Origin of the sequence: Corallococcus sp. AB032C, from assembly GCF_003668935.1 — a bacterium.
GTDB lineage: Bacteria > Myxococcota > Myxococcia > Myxococcales > Myxococcaceae > Corallococcus > Corallococcus exiguus.
In genome coordinates, this window is sequence record NZ_RAWP01000060.1 from 42490 (window position 1) to 58521 (window position 16032).

At 70.0% G+C, this 16032-nt stretch carries 13 protein-coding genes and 1 pseudogene; 10 read left to right on the forward strand and 4 right to left on the reverse strand.

Annotation, left to right across the window (positions count from 1 at the left end):
- Nucleotides 1-147 precede the first annotated feature (147 nt).
- The 9 genes from D7X99_RS24690 (at nt 148) to D7X99_RS24730 (ending at nt 11778) form a co-directional block, all read left to right on the forward strand.
- Complete coding sequence (locus tag D7X99_RS24690) at nt 148-1749, forward strand: MBL fold metallo-hydrolase (RefSeq protein ID WP_121779933.1); 1602 nt, start codon at nt 148-150, stop codon at nt 1747-1749.
- Between the two features lie 84 nt (nt 1750-1833).
- Nucleotides 1834-2841, forward strand: a complete 1008-nt coding sequence (locus D7X99_RS24695; RefSeq protein ID WP_158627063.1) for a CPBP family intramembrane glutamic endopeptidase — start codon at nt 1834-1836, stop codon at nt 2839-2841.
- Nucleotides 2842-2917: 76 nt separating this feature from the next.
- A complete protein-coding gene (locus D7X99_RS24700) occupies nt 2918-3397 on the forward strand; it encodes a hypothetical protein (protein WP_120593861.1) in 480 nt (159 codons plus the stop codon).
- A 154-nt stretch (nt 3398-3551) separates the two neighbouring features.
- Nucleotides 3552-4649, forward strand: a complete 1098-nt coding sequence (locus tag D7X99_RS24705; RefSeq protein WP_121779935.1) for a 6-phosphofructokinase — start codon at nt 3552-3554, stop codon at nt 4647-4649.
- 22 nt (nt 4650-4671) lie between these two features.
- Entirely contained in the window at nt 4672-6624 is a 1953-nt protein-coding gene (locus D7X99_RS24710; RefSeq protein WP_121779936.1) for a serine/threonine-protein kinase, read from the forward strand.
- Nucleotides 6621-7619, forward strand: coding sequence for a hypothetical protein (locus tag D7X99_RS24715; protein WP_121779937.1), 999 nt, complete (start codon nt 6621-6623; stop codon nt 7617-7619). The genes D7X99_RS24710 and D7X99_RS24715 overlap by 4 nt, the downstream gene beginning before the upstream one ends.
- Before the next feature lie 22 nt (nt 7620-7641).
- Nucleotides 7642-9540, forward strand: coding sequence for a sigma 54-interacting transcriptional regulator (locus D7X99_RS24720; protein WP_120593857.1), 1899 nt, complete (start codon nt 7642-7644; stop codon nt 9538-9540).
- 19 nt (nt 9541-9559) lie between these two features.
- Nucleotides 9560-10144, forward strand: coding sequence for a hypothetical protein (locus D7X99_RS24725; RefSeq protein ID WP_121779938.1), 585 nt, complete (start codon nt 9560-9562; stop codon nt 10142-10144).
- Nucleotides 10141-11778 (forward strand): carboxypeptidase regulatory-like domain-containing protein, encoded by a 1638-nt coding sequence (locus tag D7X99_RS24730; RefSeq protein ID WP_233613698.1) that lies wholly within the window; start codon nt 10141-10143, stop codon nt 11776-11778. The genes D7X99_RS24725 and D7X99_RS24730 overlap by 4 nt, the downstream gene beginning before the upstream one ends.
- An 8-nt stretch (nt 11779-11786) precedes the next feature.
- Here D7X99_RS24730 and D7X99_RS24735 read toward each other — a convergent pair whose 3' ends face one another.
- The 3 genes from D7X99_RS24735 to D7X99_RS24745 all read right to left on the reverse strand — a co-directional run bounded on the left by D7X99_RS24735 (nt 11787) and on the right by D7X99_RS24745 (nt 14275).
- Nucleotides 11787-12296: a hypothetical protein gene (locus D7X99_RS24735; protein WP_169819991.1), complete on the reverse strand. Its 510-nt coding sequence runs from the start codon at nt 12294-12296 to the stop codon at nt 11787-11789.
- 97 nt (nt 12297-12393) lie between these two features.
- Nucleotides 12394-13362, reverse strand: coding sequence for a tol-pal system YbgF family protein (locus D7X99_RS24740; RefSeq protein WP_233613701.1), 969 nt, complete (start codon nt 13360-13362; stop codon nt 12394-12396).
- Nucleotides 13363-13540: 178 nt separating this feature from the next.
- Nucleotides 13541-14275: a hypothetical protein gene (locus tag D7X99_RS24745; protein ID WP_121779941.1), complete on the reverse strand. Its 735-nt coding sequence runs from the start codon at nt 14273-14275 to the stop codon at nt 13541-13543.
- Between the two features lie 180 nt (nt 14276-14455).
- Here D7X99_RS24745 and D7X99_RS24750 point away from each other — a divergent pair, with 180 nt between their 5' ends.
- Nucleotides 14456-14881 carry a YciI family protein gene (locus D7X99_RS24750; protein ID WP_120593852.1) on the forward strand — a complete coding sequence of 142 codons (426 nt, stop codon included), beginning with the start codon at nt 14456-14458 and terminating at the stop codon, nt 14879-14881.
- A 4-nt stretch (nt 14882-14885) separates the two neighbouring features.
- Here D7X99_RS24750 and D7X99_RS24755 read toward each other — a convergent pair.
- A pseudogene (locus D7X99_RS24755) lies at nt 14886-16032 on the reverse strand (DNA mismatch repair protein MutL); the annotation flags it as partial.

Sequence of the window (16032 nt, forward strand, 5' to 3'; positions counted from 1 at the left end):
AACAAATTGCTCGAATCGCTCACATTTGCTTGTCAGCCCTGCTTCCTGGTCTTCAGCACTCACTCCGCCCTCCCTTGACTCCGCGAGTTCCCTTCTAGGAACCGCCGTGAATCGAGTCCGGGTGCGGGGAATCCCCGATCGCACACCATGACCGCTCCCCTGTATCGCCTCGCGGACGCCACTCTCGTTGAACCGCTCGTCCAGGACTTCCAGGCCTGGTGGATGACGGTGGCGCCCATGCCCGCGAGCCTGCATCTGCAGGCCTATCTGTTGCCGCTGCTGAAGGCCTATCTGCAGACGCCGGACTTCCACGCGAAGGCGGCGAAGGATCCGGAGCTGAGCGGCAGCTCCTTCGTGGGCATCGCGCCGGAGCGCGCGGAAGAGGTGCGGGCGCTCATGCAGCGGATGACCACCGCGCAGGAGGACAACATCAAGCTGGCGGAGGCGTTCGACGAGTTCCAGACGCAGCTGCTGGCGGAGGCCAAGGGCCAGTCCCTGGAGCCGCTGTATTCTCGGCTGCCGGACGTGCTCAAGGGCAAGGTGGAGCTGGTCTACGACTACGTGAACCGCCCGTCGATGCGCGTGCACGAAGGCCTGCTGTACCGCGGCCATCACCACAAGACGGAGCTCCAGTCGATGCGGCTCCGCCGGCTGAAGGCGGACGCGGAGCGCGACTCGCTGCTCACCACGCCGCGCCTGATGGAGGCGGGGCAGTTGGACTGGAAGGTGCCCTTCCACGACGAGCGCCTGGACAAGCTCTTCAGCCTGGACGTGGAGCCCAAGCCGCTGGAGTGGATCCGCGACCTGCTGGGCGACGCGGTGAAGTCCGACGCGGAGCTGATGCCCCTGCTCACGGAGGCGACGCAGACCCTTCCCGAGACCTGGAACGGGCCGGGGGTGCGCATCCGCTACGTGGGCCACGCGTGCGTGCTGGTGGAGTGGAAGGGCACGTCCATCCTCATCGACGCGGTGGTGCCGGTGCGGCCGGAGAAGATGGGCCCGCTCGCGCGCATGTCCTTCGCGGACCTGCCCCGCCGCATCGACTACGTGGTCATCACCCACAGCCACCCGGATCACCTGGACATCGAAACGCTGCTGCGCCTGCGCCACCGCATCGGCACCCTGATGGTGCCGCGCGCGAGCGGCGCCCTGGCGGGTGACTACTCGCCGCGGCTGTTGGGCAGGGCGCTCGGCTTCAAGAACGTGCTGGAGCCCTACTTCTACGAATCCCTGCCCATCCCGGACGGAGAGATCATCGCCGCGCCGTTCATGGGCGAGCACGGCGACGTGGCCCACGCCAAGTCCGCGTGGATCATCCGCACCGGCGAGGATCGCCTGTTCTTCGCCGCCGACTCCATGTGCGTGGACGAGACGACGTACCGCGACCTGCGCAGCACGGTGGGCGATCTGCACTCGGTCTTCATGAACACGGAGATCGTCGGCGCGCCGCACACCTGGATGCTGGAGGGCTTCTTCCCCAAGAAGCGCGACCGCAAGCTGGAGAAGAACCGCCGGTGCCGCGGCAGCAACTCCGCCGAAGGCCTGCGCCTGCTGGAGCTCGTGGGCGCCAAGCGGATCTTCAACTACGCCATGGGCCTGGAGCCCTGGATGGAGCACATCATCGGGCCCGCCGCCACGCCGGAGACGCCCCGCATGAAGGAGTCGGATCTGCTGCTCTCCACCGCTCGCGAGCGCGGCCTCCAGGCCGAACGACTCGAGGGCGCGCGGCAGGTCCACCTCAAGGGCTGATTCGCACGCGGGCGCTGGGCGGCCTGGCCGCCCCCCCCGTGAGTAGGGCTCGACGGGACGAGCCCAACCGGTATGCTCGGGAACATGAGGAATCCCCGGAAAGAAACCCTCACGTTCATCGCGGTGACGCTCGCGGTGAGCTGGACGATGGCCGTGGCGTTCATCGCTGGCGGCGAGAAGTCCGTGTGGCTGATGCGCTGGATGATGTGCGTGCCGGGCATCGTGGGCCTCGCGTGTTCGTGGTTCTTCCGGCGCGAGCCCCCTTCCGCGGTGGGCTTCTCCTTCCCCGGTTGGAAGTGGTGGTTCCTGGGGCTGGCGCTGCCGCTGGCGTACGGCGCTGTCATCGCGCCGCTGGCCTACGCGATCCGGTTCGCGACCGGGGACGCGTCCTTCATCACGTTCCAGCCGCAGCTGCTCAAGGGTCCGTTCGGAGTGACGGGCGTGGCGACGGTGCCGGTGATGATCCTCCTGTTCTGGGCGCTGACGGTGACGTGGTGGCTGGCCGCCGCGTCCGTGCGCTGGCGCTGGGTGGAGAAGCTGGGCGCGAAGCTGCCCGAGCGCTGGCGCTGGCTGCGGTTCGGCCTGGCCGCGCTGGTGTGGGGGCCCGTCGTGGGCTTCGGCGTCCCCAGCGAGCTGGGTGAAGAGGTGGGCTGGCGCGGGACGCTGGTGCGCTGGTGGATGCACCGGCCGGCGCTGGCCGCGGCCATCACCATGCCGGTGTGGGCCGCGTTCCACCTGCCCCTCATCTTCTCCTCCACGCAGCGCGGGCACGTGGGCCAGAACGTGACGTTCCTCCTGTCCATCGCCGTGGCCGCGGTGGTGTTCGCGCAGCTCTACATGGCGTCGCGCTCCATCTGGCCGCCCGCCCTCTTCCACATCAGCTGGAACATCATCAACCCGCTGCTCTTCGGCAGCGTCTACAACGGCCGGCCGGGGCTCTTCGGCGGTCAGGTCTGGGTCTTCAATGGAGAGGGCGTCTTCGGGCTCCTGCTCCACGGACTGGTGGCCGTGTGGCTCTTCCGCCATTGGAAGCGGAGCGCCCGGACCACGGAAAGCGCGGTATTGCCGGAGTCCTCCGCGACGCCTGCCTGAGGCCTTGCGGCCCGGCGAGCGCAGGCTTTTCCGCATGTGACATCCCGGGTGGGCAACAGTTACTCTCCCGCGCGAGATGACCCCTGCCGTCCGGGCCGACATGGAAGCACGTGCCGACCGCGCCCTGCGCCGGGGCGAGCTGGCGGAGGCGTTCGAGCTCTTCGAGCACCTCCTGGCCGCCTTTCCGCGCGAAGAGAGCCTGGCCGCCAGGCTGGCCCAGCTGCGCGACAGCCTCCAGCCGGAGGAGCTGCAGCACCTGAAGAACCGCGTGCGCGAACCCCAGCGCCTGCCGCTGGGCCCACCGTCGCCCATGCAGGAGGGCGAGCGACTCTTCACGTTGGGTGACTACGTGGGCGCCGCCGCCGCGTACCGTCGGGCACTACAGGAGCGCCCCGGCAACGAGCTGGTGCTGGAGCGGTTGGAAGAGTTGTACCGGATGGCTCGCGAGATGCCCGTGCAGTCCCCCACGGACCGGGCCCTTCCGGAGCAGAAGGAGGATCGCCTCCAGGCCCTCCTGGACCGGCTGGCCTCCCGGCGTCGCCTCAAGCGCGACTGAGGGGCCGCCCCCGCGTCCCAGCGAGCGCGGATCCGACGCAACCGCTGATTCGCGCGTTGCACCCCCCTGGGGTGGCACCTACAATCCGCACCGACGTTGCTGTCATAGTGCCGCCCGTTCCTACTGACACCCGCGTCCGACTTTCTTCGCTCCTATGGCTCGACCTCTTCGACTTGGCGTCCTCACCGGCGGTGGTGACTGCCCGGGACTCAATGCGCTCATCCGTGGCCTCGTCCGTCGAGGCGTGCACGAGTTCGGCCATTCGTTCGTGGGCATCGAGAACGGCTACATGGGCCTGGTGGAGCCGGAGCTCGTCCGCCCGCTCGGTGTGGAGGACACGCGCGGCATCCTTCCCAAGGGCGGCACCATCCTCGGCACGTCCAACAAGGCGAACCCGTTCTCCTACCCGGTGCGTGAGGGCACGGGCTGGGTGGAGCGGGACGTGTCGGATCAGGTCCTGCGCCGCTGTGAGGAATTGCGGCTGGACGGCCTGGTCGCCATTGGCGGGGACGGCACGCTGTCCATCGCGCACCAGTTGGCGGACAAGGGGCTGAAGGTCGTCGGGTGTCCGAAGACCATCGACAACGATTTGTCCGGCACGGACCAGACGTTCGGGTTCGACACCGCGCGGCTCATCGTCACGGAGGCGCTGGACCGGCTGCACTCCACCGCGGAGGCGCATGACCGCGTGATGGTGGTGGAGATCATGGGCCGCCACGCGGGCTTCCTCACGCTGGAGAGCGGCATCGCCGGCGGCGCGGACCTCATCCTCATCCCGGAGATTCCGTACCGCGTGGAGTCCATGCTGGAGACGCTGAAGCGGCGGGCCACGCGGCGGCGCAGCTTCTCCATCATCGCCATCTCCGAAGGCGCGTATCCGGAGGGCGGCGCGCTGTCCGTGCTGGCGGAGGCCGCGGACATCCCGGGGCGCGGCGTGGTGCGGCTGGGCGGCTCCGGCAAGGTGTGCGCGGATCTGCTGGCGAGCCACATCGAAGCGGAGATCCGCGTGACGGTGCTGGGCCACCTGCAGCGCGGCGGCAGCCCGAGCGCGGCGGATCGGGTGCTGGCCACGCGCTACGGGTGCAAGGTGCTGGACCTGGTGCGGGACGGACAGTGGGGGCACATGGTGGCGCTCAGGAACAACGAGGTCATCCCCGTGCCGCTGAGTGAGTCTCGCAAGGAGCGACGCGTGGACGTCCAGGGAGACCTGGTGCGGTTCGCGCGGAGCATGGGCATCGGGTTCGGGGACTGAGGGGAGTGCGCGCGCTAACGCCATGACGCTCGTCGGCCGCCATATCGGTCGCTATCGCATCCTGGAGGAGCTGGGCTCCGGGGGCATGAGCGTCGTGTACAAGGGCCTGGACACGGCCCTGGACCGCGAGGTCGCGGTGAAGGTGCTGCACCCGCACCTGGCCGGCAAGGACGAGTCGCGCCGCCGCCTGGCGCGTGAGGCCCGCGCGGTGGCGAAGCTGCACCACCCCAACATCCTGGAGGTGTTCGACTTCTCCTCGGCGGAGGCGCACGACGCCTTCATCGTCACCGAGTACATCCGCGGCCGGACGCTCAAGACGTACCTGGATGAAGGCCCGCTGGAGCCGCCGGAATTGGCGGCGATGATCATCCACGAGCTTGCGGCGGCGCTGGCGCACGCGCACGAAGCGGGCGTCATCCACCGCGACCTGAAGCCGGAGAACGTCATGGTGCGCGAGGACGGGGTCCTCAAGCTCATGGACTTCGGCATCGCGCGGCTGCTGGACATCGAGGACCGGATGACGGTGACCGGCGCGCTGGTGGGTTCGCCCGCGCACATGTCGCCGGAGATCATCGAGGGCCTGGAGGCCGGGCCGGAGGCAGATGTCTTCAGCCTGGGGATCATGTTCTACGCGCTGATGACGGGCCGCCTGCCCTTCACCGCGTCGAACACCACGGCGACGCTGAAGCGCATCCTGGATGGGGCGTATGAAGACCCGCGCCGCCGCGTGCCCGCGCTGTCGGACGAACTGGCGGAGATCTGCGCGACGTGCCTCCAGCGCGACCCCGCGCGGCGATACCCGAACGCAGGGAAGCTGCGCGACGCGCTGGCGGATGCGCTCGCGGGGCTGGGCTTCTCCCGCGTGGGCGAGGAGCTGATTTCGTTCTTCGCGGATCCGCCGTCGTATCAGCGGCTCGCGCGCCAGCGCATCGTCGCGGCGCTGCTGGAGCGCGGAGAGCGGCAGCTCGCTGAGAAGCGGACGCCGCGTGCGCTGGCGTGTCTCAATCACGTGCTCGCGCTGGACGCGACGAATGAACGGGCGCTGGGGCTGCTCAAGGGCATCCAGCGTCAGCAGCGGCGGCGCACGTGGCGCAGGCGCGGCATCCGCGCGGGCATCGCGGCGGGCGTGGCGCTCGCGTTGGGGCTGGGCGGCTGGCAGTTGTACCGGATGAACGCGAGCGCGCCCGAGACGCCGAAGGTGCAGACGGAGGATCCGCGCGCCGAGGGCTTGAAGGCCCCGGGTTCCCAGTCCACGACTGGCGGTACGCAGGGCACGACGGGCGCCTCCACGGGTACGCAAGGCACGGGCGGCACGACGGGTTCTCCCGACGGTGCGGGCACCCCTCAGGCCACGGGCTCGCGGCCCAACGGCGCGCAGGGCACGGGCGGCACGGGCACGCCCGGCCGGGACACCGACCTCAACCCTCGCGTCCCCTCCCCTCCGGATCGCACGCCCTCGCGCCCCATGGTGGTCGCCAGCCTCGACCCGCAGGACGACTCCAAGGCCGCGCGCAACGGCAAGATCCCCGTGTCCATCCTCGTGCGCCCCTACGGCTCCATCCGCGTGGACGGCGGCCCCGCCGGCGCGCAGCAGCTCGCGCAGCACGACGTGCACCTGTCCCCTGGCGAGCACACCGTCATCGTCTCCTGCGGCTACTGCGAGGACGCCACGGAGACCATCGACGTGAAGCCGGACCGCGAGAACGTCTTCCGCCTGCGCGCCCAGCTGAAGGCCTCGCAGCTGGCCATGGACTACCAGCCGCCGGACGCCACCGTGCGCGTGGGCGACGTGGAGCGCGCCGCGAACGACAGCCTCCAGCACCCCTTCGACATCCGCTCCCCCAGAGGCCCCGCCAGCTTCCAGCACCGCGTGGAGGTGGAGATCTCCTCCCCCGGCTACAAGACCGAGAAGCGCGTCGTCCTGCTGGAGCCCGGCAAGCCCACCACCCTGCGCGGGAGCCTGGCGCCCGAATGAGCCGAGGCCCGCTGCTTCTCGCCGTGCTCCTGCTGGCCGCCCTGCTCGGCCCCGCGTCCGCGCGCGCCCAGACGCCCATGGGCGCGGATCCGGAGGTCGCCGCGCTGCGCTCGTCGTTCGAATACGGCAAGTACGCGGAGGTGCTGGAGCGCGCTGGCCAGCGCATCGACCGGGGCGACCTGCCGGAGGAGGACCTGGTGGAGCTGCACAAGCTCGCGGGCCTGTCCGCCTTCAACCTCAACAAGACAGAAGACGCCGAGCGCCACCTGCGCGCCGTGCTCCGGTTGGATCCCGACTTCAGCCTGGACCCCTTCGTCGTCCCGCCCCCGGCCGTCGCCTACTTCGAGGACCTCAAGAACCAGATGTCCGGCGAGCGCGATTTCCTTCGGCAGGAGCAGCGCCTGCGCCTGGAGCGAGAGAAGACCGAACAGGAGCGCCGGGAACAGGAGCGCGTCGCCCTGGAGACGCAGCGCCGCCGCGCGGAGGAGCTGGCCCGTCAGGTCACCGTGCGCACCGTGGAGAAGCACAACTTCCTGGTCAACTTCGTCCCCTTCGGCGCCGGCCAGTTCCAACAGGGCCGCAACGGCATGGGCATCGCCTTCGCCGCCACGGAAGGCGTGCTGGCCATCACCAGCATCATCGCGTTCTTCGCGTACGATTCGCTCTTCGAGGAGCGGCTCATCAACCTGGACAACGTGCTGGACGAGGACGGCCGCGCGTCCATTCCGGTGCGCTACATCCCCACGGACCGCGCCCGGCAGGCGGACACCTGGCAGCTGCTCAAGCTCGCTTCCGCCACCGGCTTCTACACCGTCTACACCCTGGGCGTGGTGGACGCCGTCTACCACCACGAGGACCAGGTGGTGACCAGCACCACCGTCGAGTCCCGCCCCGAACCGAAGCCCTCTCCTACCGTCTCCCAGGCCGCGCCGCCGCGCGTGCGGCTGTACTCCACCAAGGGTGGGCTGGGCGCCGGCTTCTCTCTCACGTTCTAGCCCCGAAACCCAAAGTCCGCCCATGGCCAGCCTCACCGTCCGCACCCCCGATGGAAAGGTCCGCACGGTCTCCCTGCTCAAGCGCATCACCAGCCTGGGGCGGGGATCCGACAACGACGTGCCCTTGGAGGACGCCAGCGTCCCCTCCAACGCCCTGCACGTCACCTTCGACGGCTCCCGCTACGAAGTGGGCAGCCTGGGCGCCACCTTCCACGTCAACGGCAAGCGCCGTGACAACCACGCGCTCGCCACCGGTGACGTGGTCAAGGTTGGCGGCACCGAGCTGACCTTCTCCCGCGAGGACGCCCCTCGCGAGCCCGTGCGCCGCGAGGTGCCCGAGCGCGAGGTGTCCCTCCCCTCCGCCGCCACGGCCTCGTCCGATTCGCACACGGCGGAGCTGCCCGGCGTGGTGGGCCGCGAGCTGGTGCTGCTCAAGCGGCTCACCGCGTTCAGCGAGCGGCTCTTCGGCAGCTACGACGTGGACCGCATCCTGGAGAGCCTGCTGGACGAGGCCATCGAGGTCACCCGCGCCGACAAGGGCTTCCTCATCCTGATGGAGAGCGGCGAGCCGCGCGTGAAGGCCGCGCGCAACGTGGCCCGGGAGAACATCGAGGACGCGGTGGAGAAGCTGTCCGACTCCATCATCGCCAAGGTGGTGAAGGACCAGAAGGCCATCATCGTCGCGGACGCGCTGGACGCGCCGGAGTTCAAGGCCAGCGAGTCCGTGGTGAACCTCAAGGTCCACTCCGTCATGTGCGTGCCGGTGATGCACAAGGGCGACCTGTTCGGCGTGCTCTACGTGGGCAACGACCGGCTGGTGAACCGCTTCGAACCCAAGAGCATGGACATGCTCACCGTGTTCGCGGCGCAGGCGTCGCTGCTGCTGCAGAACGCGCTGCTCGTGAACGACCTCAAGCTCGACAACACGGAGCTGCGCCGCAAGCTGGAGGACCAGCGCTACGGCGACATCGTGGGCGCGTGCCAGGGCATGCGGGACGTGTACAAGCGCATCGACAAGATCGCGCCCACGGACATCTCCGTGCTGATTACCGGCGAGACGGGCACCGGCAAGGAGCTCATCGCCCGGGAGGTCCACCGCCGCTCGCCGCGCACCAAGGGCCCGTTCATCACGGTGAACTGCGGCGCCATCCCGGAGAACCTGCTGGAGAGCGAGCTGTTCGGCCACGCCAAGGGCGCCTTCACCGGCGCGGTGGCCACGCGGCCCGGCAAGTTCCAGGCGGCCATCGGAGGCACGCTCTTCCTGGACGAAATCGGAGAGATGCCGCTCCAGCTCCAGGTGAAGCTGCTGCGCGCGCTCCAGGACAAGATCGTCTACAAGGTCGGCGAGAACCGCGGCGAGGCGGTGGACATCCGCGTGGTGGCCGCGACGAACAAGATCCTGGAGGACGAGGTGAAGCGGAACACGTTCCGCGAGGACCTCTACTACCGGCTCAACGTCGTCACCGTGAAGCTGCCGCCCCTGCGCGAGCGCGGCGAGGACGTCATCGTCCTGGGCCGCTTCTTCCTCCAGAAGTACGCGCGAGAGTTCAACTCCAAGGCGCGCGGCTTCACGCCCGCGGCCGCCGTGTCCATGAAGAAGTACGGCTGGCCGGGCAACATCCGGGAGCTGGAGAACCGCCTGAAGAAGGCGGTGGTGCTGGCGGACAAGCCGCTGCTCGGCGCGGACGACCTGGACCTCAAGCCGGAGAACCTGGAGCCCATCATGCCGCTGCTCCAGGCGAAGGAAGAGTTCCAGAAGCGTTACATCAACGAAGTCCTGGCCCGGAACAACGGCAACCGCACCAAGACGGCCAAGGACCTGGGGGTGGATCCCCGCACCATCTTCCGCCACCTGGAGAAACTGGAGGCGGAGAAGACGGGCGGTCCGCTTCCTCCCGAGGAGAACGAGGAACTGCTATAGCGTTCCCCCAAGCCACGCCATGCACCGTCACGCGACGCGACAGTCCCGGGGCATCCTCCAGCCGCTGGTGACGGCCCTGGGGTTCGCGGCGCTCGCGACGGGCTCCGGGTGCCTCATCCCCCAGGACGTGGCGCTGCTGGAGAGCCTGCCCGAGTTCAGGAACCGGCCGCCTCGCATCGTGGAGGAGCAGGTGGAGCCCTCCGAGCGCATCCTGCGCGCCTTCGGCGTGGGCAGCTGCACCCAGGACTTCAACGTGGTGGTGGAGGACCTGGACGTCGACGACCGCATCACCGTGGAGTGGTACGTGGACTACAACCCGTCCAACCCCACGGGCTACTACCGGCAGATCGTCCTCGCCAACACCGGCCAGCCCCGCCGTGACGACCGCGGCACGCTGCGCATGGACCTGCGCTCGGCCAACAACCCGCTGGCCCCGCCGGGCATCCACCTGATCGAGGCGTTCGTCACCGACCGGCACCTCACCAACCGCCAGCCGGATCCTCCGGACGAAGTCATCCTCGCGGACGGCGGCGTGGTGAAGAACCCGGGCTTCGTCACCTCGTACGCGTGGGTGGTGAACACCGTGGCGGGGGACTGCCAGTGAGGCGCGCGCTCCGGGCCCTGGCACTGGCGCTCGGGCTGACCGGGGCCGGGTGCGGCTTCCTGGATGACGAGCCGCCCCCGGAGCAGCTGGTGTGCCGCTCCGACGCGGAGTGCGCCGCCGGCCAGGTGTGCTTCGTGGATGGCTGCGGCAACCCCGGCGGCGACATCGTCGTGGAGGTGCAGCCCCATCCCAAGGCGGGCCTGCTCGCGCAGGACTTCCCGGTGGACCGGCTGCGGGCGGAGCAGAACCTGGAGCTCTTCAGCCCCGTGCGCCTGACGGGCACCGTCACGAGCGGCACCACCGCCACGGAGGACGGTGGCACGGAGCCCGTCCCCTACCGCGCCCCCATCCACCTGTTGGCCACCGGCGACAGCCGCCTCATCCCGGGCGTGGCGCGGCGCTATGAGACGACGCTCACCCCGGACGACGGCGCGTGGGTGCTGCCCGTGGGCAGTGGCCAGTACACCGTGACGCTCACGCCGGTGGACCCGTCCCTGCCGCCGCTGTCGCGCGACGCCTTCGTGGATCCCTCGTCGGGCGGCATGGTGGCCTTCGACTTGCCCACCGCGTCGCGCGTGGTGACGGTGGCGGGGACGCTGATGCTCCAGGGTTCGAAGCGGGTGGACGCGGACATGGAGGTGCAGGTGCTGGATGAGTCCCTGCGCCCGCTGTCCCAACGCGCCCGCGTGGCCCGTGACACGGGCGTGTTCCAGTTGGTGCTGGGCGCGGACGACGCCCGGCGCGCCACGGTGCTCGTGCGCGCGACGCCCGTGAACGCCGGGGACCTGGTGCCCTGGAAGACCTTCGTGGTGGATCCGTCCACCATCCTCCCCATCCCGCTGGAGCTGGGCGACCCCGGCGCGGCCGTGACGGTGGAGGGCCGCGTGCTGGAGATGAACGGCCAGACGCCCATGGCCGGCGCGCGCGTGTCGCTCCAGGGCCGAGTGGCCGGCGGCGGCACCTTCAAGGGCGTGCCGGTGCTGACGGACGCGCAGGGGCGCTACCAGCTCACGTCCCTGCCTGGCGTCGCGGAGTCCCCGCTCACGCTGGTCATCGTCCCGCCGCCCAGCTCGTCCTCGCGCCTGACGCCCCAGCAGGTGGCTGTGGCGGCGGTGGACACGGTGCTGCCAGACGTGACGTGCCCGGAGCGCATGACGGTGGTGGGCAGCGTGAAGAACCCGGAGGGCACCGGCCCGGCGTCGGGCGTGCGCGTCGTGGTGGAGCCGGTGGGGGCGCTCGAAGGCTATCCGCAGCCGCCCCTGGGCTTCGAGTCGCCCCTCACCACCAACAGCGACGGCAACTTCGCGCTGGCCCTGGACCCGGGCGAGTACCGGCTGGACTTCCTGCCCGGGGAGAACCTGCCGCGCGTCAGCCGCTTCGTCACCGTGCCGGCCGGCACCGCCGATTCGGAGGTGATGACGTTGGCGGCCTTCACGCTGTCACGAGGCCGTTCGTTGAGCGGCCGCATCACCCTGCCCCCGGACCCCGCGCTGGCGCCGGACGGAATCGCGGCGAACGCGTCCGTGCGCTTCTTCCGCGTGGTGACGGTGGGAGGACGGCCAGAGTCCATCCTGCTGGCGCAGACGGTGTCCGACAGCACGGGGCGCTACTCCACCGTGCTGCCCACGCGCTGAAGCAGTGACTACCGGCCGCTGTCCTTGCGGCGCGCGGTGTCGAAGGCGGCGTGCAGCGCGTCCACCGCGCCGCCCACCTCGCCCGCGTACTGCACCGCGTGGATGGTGTAGAGGTCCTGCACCCGCGTGAGGTGGCGGTACACCGAGCGCAGCTCCACGCGCGCCGGATCCCTCGACTCCAGGGCGCACTCGGACTCGGACTTGCGCACGCGCGTCAGCCAGTCCGTGCGGAAGCGCATCCACTCCTGGTCGACCTTGCGAGCGGGGAGGACGTGCACGAGCTTCTCGCGCTCGGACTCCAGGTCCTTCCAGTGCGCGTCCGCGGCGTCCAGACATTCGCGCACGGTGAGCGGTGGCGTCACGGCCGGGGGCCTCGCGGGCGTCATCGCCGCGACAGAGTGCCCCACGTTCCAGATCATCCACAGCGAGACCAGCGTGGCCAGCGTGATGTGGACCGCGTACGCGGCGCCACGGTAGCGGCGGAAGCGGGCGTCTTTCTGCGAGTCGGGAGCGGACACGGGGCCCAGGTCTTACGACCCTGGACCCCGGGTGGCAATGCTTCCCTTGCACACCGTCCGGAAGGCGAACCCTGCCCGGACGGCAGCGGTGTGGGGACTACTGGCCCGCGGCGGGGGCGGCCACGGCCGGAGCGGCCTGGGGCGCGGCGGCCGGCACCGGGGCGGCGTCGCCACCGGAGGCAGCGCGCTTGGCGGAGTTCAGACGGCCGCGGAACTGCGACAGGTACTGGGTGGCCGGGTACGTGGCCAGCGCGTCGCGCACCGTGTCCGCCGCCTTATCGAACGCGCCCGTCTCCTGGTACGACTGGGCGAGCAGCAGCATGGCGTAGTCACGCGTCTTGGACTTCTTGTCGCCTTCCACGAAGCGGGCCAGCAGCGGCACGGCCTTCTCGTGCTGACGCAGCTGGTTGTAGGCGGTGCCCAGGAAGAAGGACGCGTCCAGCGCCTCCGCCTCCGCCGGGTTCATGGCCAGGAAGCGCGACAGGTCCTCCACCACGGCGTTCATCTCGTTCTTGCGGAAGGCGAGCTTCCCACGCTCGAAGGCGGCGTCGCCCGTCTCACGGCGCAGGATGGCGGCGCGGTCGTTCAGCGCCTGGCGCTCCAGCGAGGACAGCTTCTGAGTGTCCAGCTTCACCAGCGCATCAATGCCCTTGAGTCGCTCGTCGCCCGGCAGCGTGGTCATCATCTTGTAGACCTCGCCCGCGGCGCGCTGGGCCGTCAGGTGCGAGGTGGTGTCCGCGCGCTGCTTCTCCAGCTGCCCGGAGAGGTCCGCGACCTGCTTCTCCAGCCGCTCGCGCTCGTTGGTGTTGCTGGAGCTGCGCGCGCCGTTCACCAGCACCGCGCCACCGACCGCCAGCACCGCGAAGAGCGTGTAGGCCACCGCCGAGGAGAGCCATTGCCGCTTCTGGAAGTCCTCGTGGCGCTTGCCCACCGCCTTCACCTCCGCATGGAGGTTCTTCAGCAGGTTGTCCGTCTTGATGACGAGGTTGCGCGACTCGATGACCTCGCGGCGGAGCTCGGAGAGTTCCTTCTCGAGGTCAGTCTTCGGCTGTTCAGAGGGGGGCATGGACATCTTCCTGGGACCGGAAATGACTTCGGCCGACTCACGCATGCTAGGGGACTCTCCGGGATGAGGGGCGGGTTCTTTTTCCGCTCCCAAACAGGGCCCTTGGTGGCCACCATTCCCCGAAAGTCCCTGCTCCGCGCGCGCTCGCCTGCTTTCGTCTTGGAACTTTCCCGAGCCTCTAGAACGAGGCCATCGGGCGGGACGGATTCGGCGGGAACGTATACGTCACACCGAGCCCAAACCAATTGCCTCCGTGGCTGAAACTGAAGGGCCCGGACCACTTCGCCGCATCCGGGGACTCCACGGGGCCACGCAGGAACATGAAGCGGTATTCAGCGGTGATACCCCACTCCGCGGACAAGCGGAGCGTGGCGCCGAGCGAGCCCGCCCAGGCCTGGGTGACCTGCTCCTTGATGGACGAGCCCTCGCGCGTCGAGGAGATGACCGTGGGCCCCGTGAGCACACCCGCGAAGGGCACCAGCCCCTGCGGCCCGATGTCGAGCACGCCCTGGAAGCGAAGACCGAGGAGCGCGCCGTACGACACGGTGCTGACCTTGCGGAACACGGTGCCGTCCGCGCCGGGCTCGGACAGGCGCAGGCTCTGCGCGGTGCCGAACAGGTCGATGCCCACCTCCACCAGGTCCGACACCGCGTACGCGAACGAGGCCACACCGGAGGGCCCCCCCGAGGACTCCGGCGCGCGATCCAGGCCGTTGCCTGGCCCCTTGGCCCCATACCAGGCGTCGTAGAGCGTGCCGTTGGAGGTGAGCCGGTAGCCGGCCTGTACGGTGATGCGGCCCACCCCATCCAGGTTGGCGGGAGCCCGCCCCGCGCTCCAATCGCCGTCATCCTGGGCAAGGGCGAGGGCTGGCGCGGCGACGAGGGCGAAGACGAGCGGCAGACGGCGGAGCATCAAGGCGCGGATCCCGGGGCTTTCTGCCGGCACGGGCGCTCGCGGCCCGGTGCTACAGGCGTGTCGCACACCGTATCCGGGGGCCATGCCGCGTCAATTTTCCGGCCGGCCCCCACGGTGTCGATTTCGCGCCCTACCATTCGTCGCCATTTTGAACCCGACGTTCCAGGAGAACTCCCCATGCGCTTCATGATGATCGTCAAGGCCAACACCGACAGCGAGACCGGTCGCATCCCCTCCACGGAGGAGCTGACCTCGATGGGCAAGTACAACGAGGAATTGGTGAAGGCCGGCATCCTGCTCGCGGGTGAAGGACTGCACCCCAGCTCCAAGGGCGCCCGCGTGGCGTTCTCCAAGACGGGGAACACGGTGACGGATGGCCCCTTCTCGGAGACGAAGGAGCTGGTCGCCGGGTTCTGGATCATCGAGGTGAAGTCGCGCGAGGAGGCCATCGCCTGGGCGCGCCGCATCCCCTTCCAGGAGGGGGAGGTGGAGATCCGCCAGGTGGCCTCCGCGGAGGACTTCGCGGAAAGCGATCCCACTGGCGAGCTGCGCGCGAAGGAGGAGGCGCTGCGCGCGCAGGTCGAGGCGAAGGCCAAGGCCTGAGCCGTCAGCGAGCGCGCCGCTCCAGCTCCAGCAGCGGCATCTCCAGCACCACCACCGTGCCGTGCGTGCACGGGGGTGTGAAGTCCGCGCGGTCCAATTCGCCCAACAGCGCGCGCAGCTGCGCGTCGGTGAGCGGTGAAGACGATGCGCGCCGCGCAGCGTGACAGGCCATCACGCGCACGGCCTCCGCCAGGCTCGTCACATCCAGCGGAGCGCTGCGCGGAGGCAACGCGCGCGACAGGGCCTCCAGGAGCGCGCGCGGGTCCACGCCCTCCAGGCCCGCCGGCACCGACTTGAGCGCGAGCGCCGTGCCCCCAAAGGGCTCCACGTCCACGCCCAGCTTGAGCAGCGCCTCGCGGCCATCCACCAGCGCCTTCGCCGCCGCCAGGGACAGGTCCACCGTGGTGCCGAACAGCGACGGCGGCGGCGCCTTCGCGTCGTCCTCCAGCCGGCGCAGGTACGCGGTGAGGCGCGCGCGCTCCAGCGCGGCGTGAGGGTCCAACACCACCAGCGTGCCGCCGGGGCCCTCGCAGACATGGAAGCGGCTGCCCAACAGGCCCATGGGGCGCAGCGCCGCGAAGTAGCCCGGAGGCGGCGCTTCGTTGAGCTGCGGCTGCGCTTCGCCGAACGCGGGCGAGCGGCCCGGCACCTGGGGGCCCTGGAACGGACCGGGGAACGCGCTGCCCTGCGCGCCACCGTTCGGCGAGAAATAGGACGGCGTCAGCGGGCGCGCGGGCGTGGAGCCGCCGGGGCCCGGTGCGTCCATCGCGGTGGGCAGCGGCGCGCCCCAGGTGGCTTCCTGCGCGCGGGTGAGGAAGCGCTCCACTGCGTGAGCGTAGTGCGCGGCGTCCCGGGGCTGCGGGTTCGCGGCCTGCTCTTCCGGCGAGCCCAGCCACGGGGCCGCGCGCAGCACGCGTGAGAGGGCGGCGCTGATCGCGTCCTGCACGCCACGGGCGTCCGCGAAGCGCACCTCCATCTTCTGCGGGTGCACGTTGACGTCCACCGCCGCGGGCTCCACGTCGATGTGCAGCACCACCACCGGCTGACGGCCCGCGGGCAGGAAGTCCTGGAACGCGCGCTGCACGGTGCTGATGAGCCCGCGGTCACGGATGTAGCGGCGGTTGACGAAGGTGTAGAGGCCGCGCGCGTTG

Excerpts from the sequence above, each read along its gene's own strand:
- D7X99_RS24710 (WP_121779936.1), top strand. The coding sequence starts at position 4,672 with ATGACGCTCGTCGGCCGCCATATCGGTCGCTATCGCATCCTGGAGGAG.
- D7X99_RS24700 (WP_120593861.1), top strand. The coding sequence starts at position 2,918 with ATGACCCCTGCCGTCCGGGCCGACATGGAAGCACGTGCCGACCGCGCC.
- D7X99_RS24745 (WP_121779941.1), bottom strand. The coding sequence starts at position 14,275 with ATGCTCCGCCGTCTGCCGCTCGTCTTCGCCCTCGTCGCCGCGCCAGCC.
- D7X99_RS24715 (WP_121779937.1), top strand. The coding sequence starts at position 6,621 with ATGAGCCGAGGCCCGCTGCTTCTCGCCGTGCTCCTGCTGGCCGCCCTG.
- D7X99_RS24740 (WP_233613701.1), bottom strand. The coding sequence starts at position 13,362 with ATGCCCCCCTCTGAACAGCCGAAGACTGACCTCGAGAAGGAACTCTCC.
- D7X99_RS24705 (WP_121779935.1), top strand. The coding sequence starts at position 3,552 with ATGGCTCGACCTCTTCGACTTGGCGTCCTCACCGGCGGTGGTGACTGC.
- D7X99_RS24695 (WP_158627063.1), top strand. The coding sequence starts at position 1,834 with ATGAGGAATCCCCGGAAAGAAACCCTCACGTTCATCGCGGTGACGCTC.
- D7X99_RS24725 (WP_121779938.1), top strand. The coding sequence starts at position 9,560 with ATGCACCGTCACGCGACGCGACAGTCCCGGGGCATCCTCCAGCCGCTG.
- D7X99_RS24720 (WP_120593857.1), top strand. The coding sequence starts at position 7,642 with ATGGCCAGCCTCACCGTCCGCACCCCCGATGGAAAGGTCCGCACGGTC.
- D7X99_RS24690 (WP_121779933.1), top strand. The coding sequence starts at position 148 with ATGACCGCTCCCCTGTATCGCCTCGCGGACGCCACTCTCGTTGAACCG.
- D7X99_RS24750 (WP_120593852.1), top strand. The coding sequence starts at position 14,456 with ATGCGCTTCATGATGATCGTCAAGGCCAACACCGACAGCGAGACCGGT.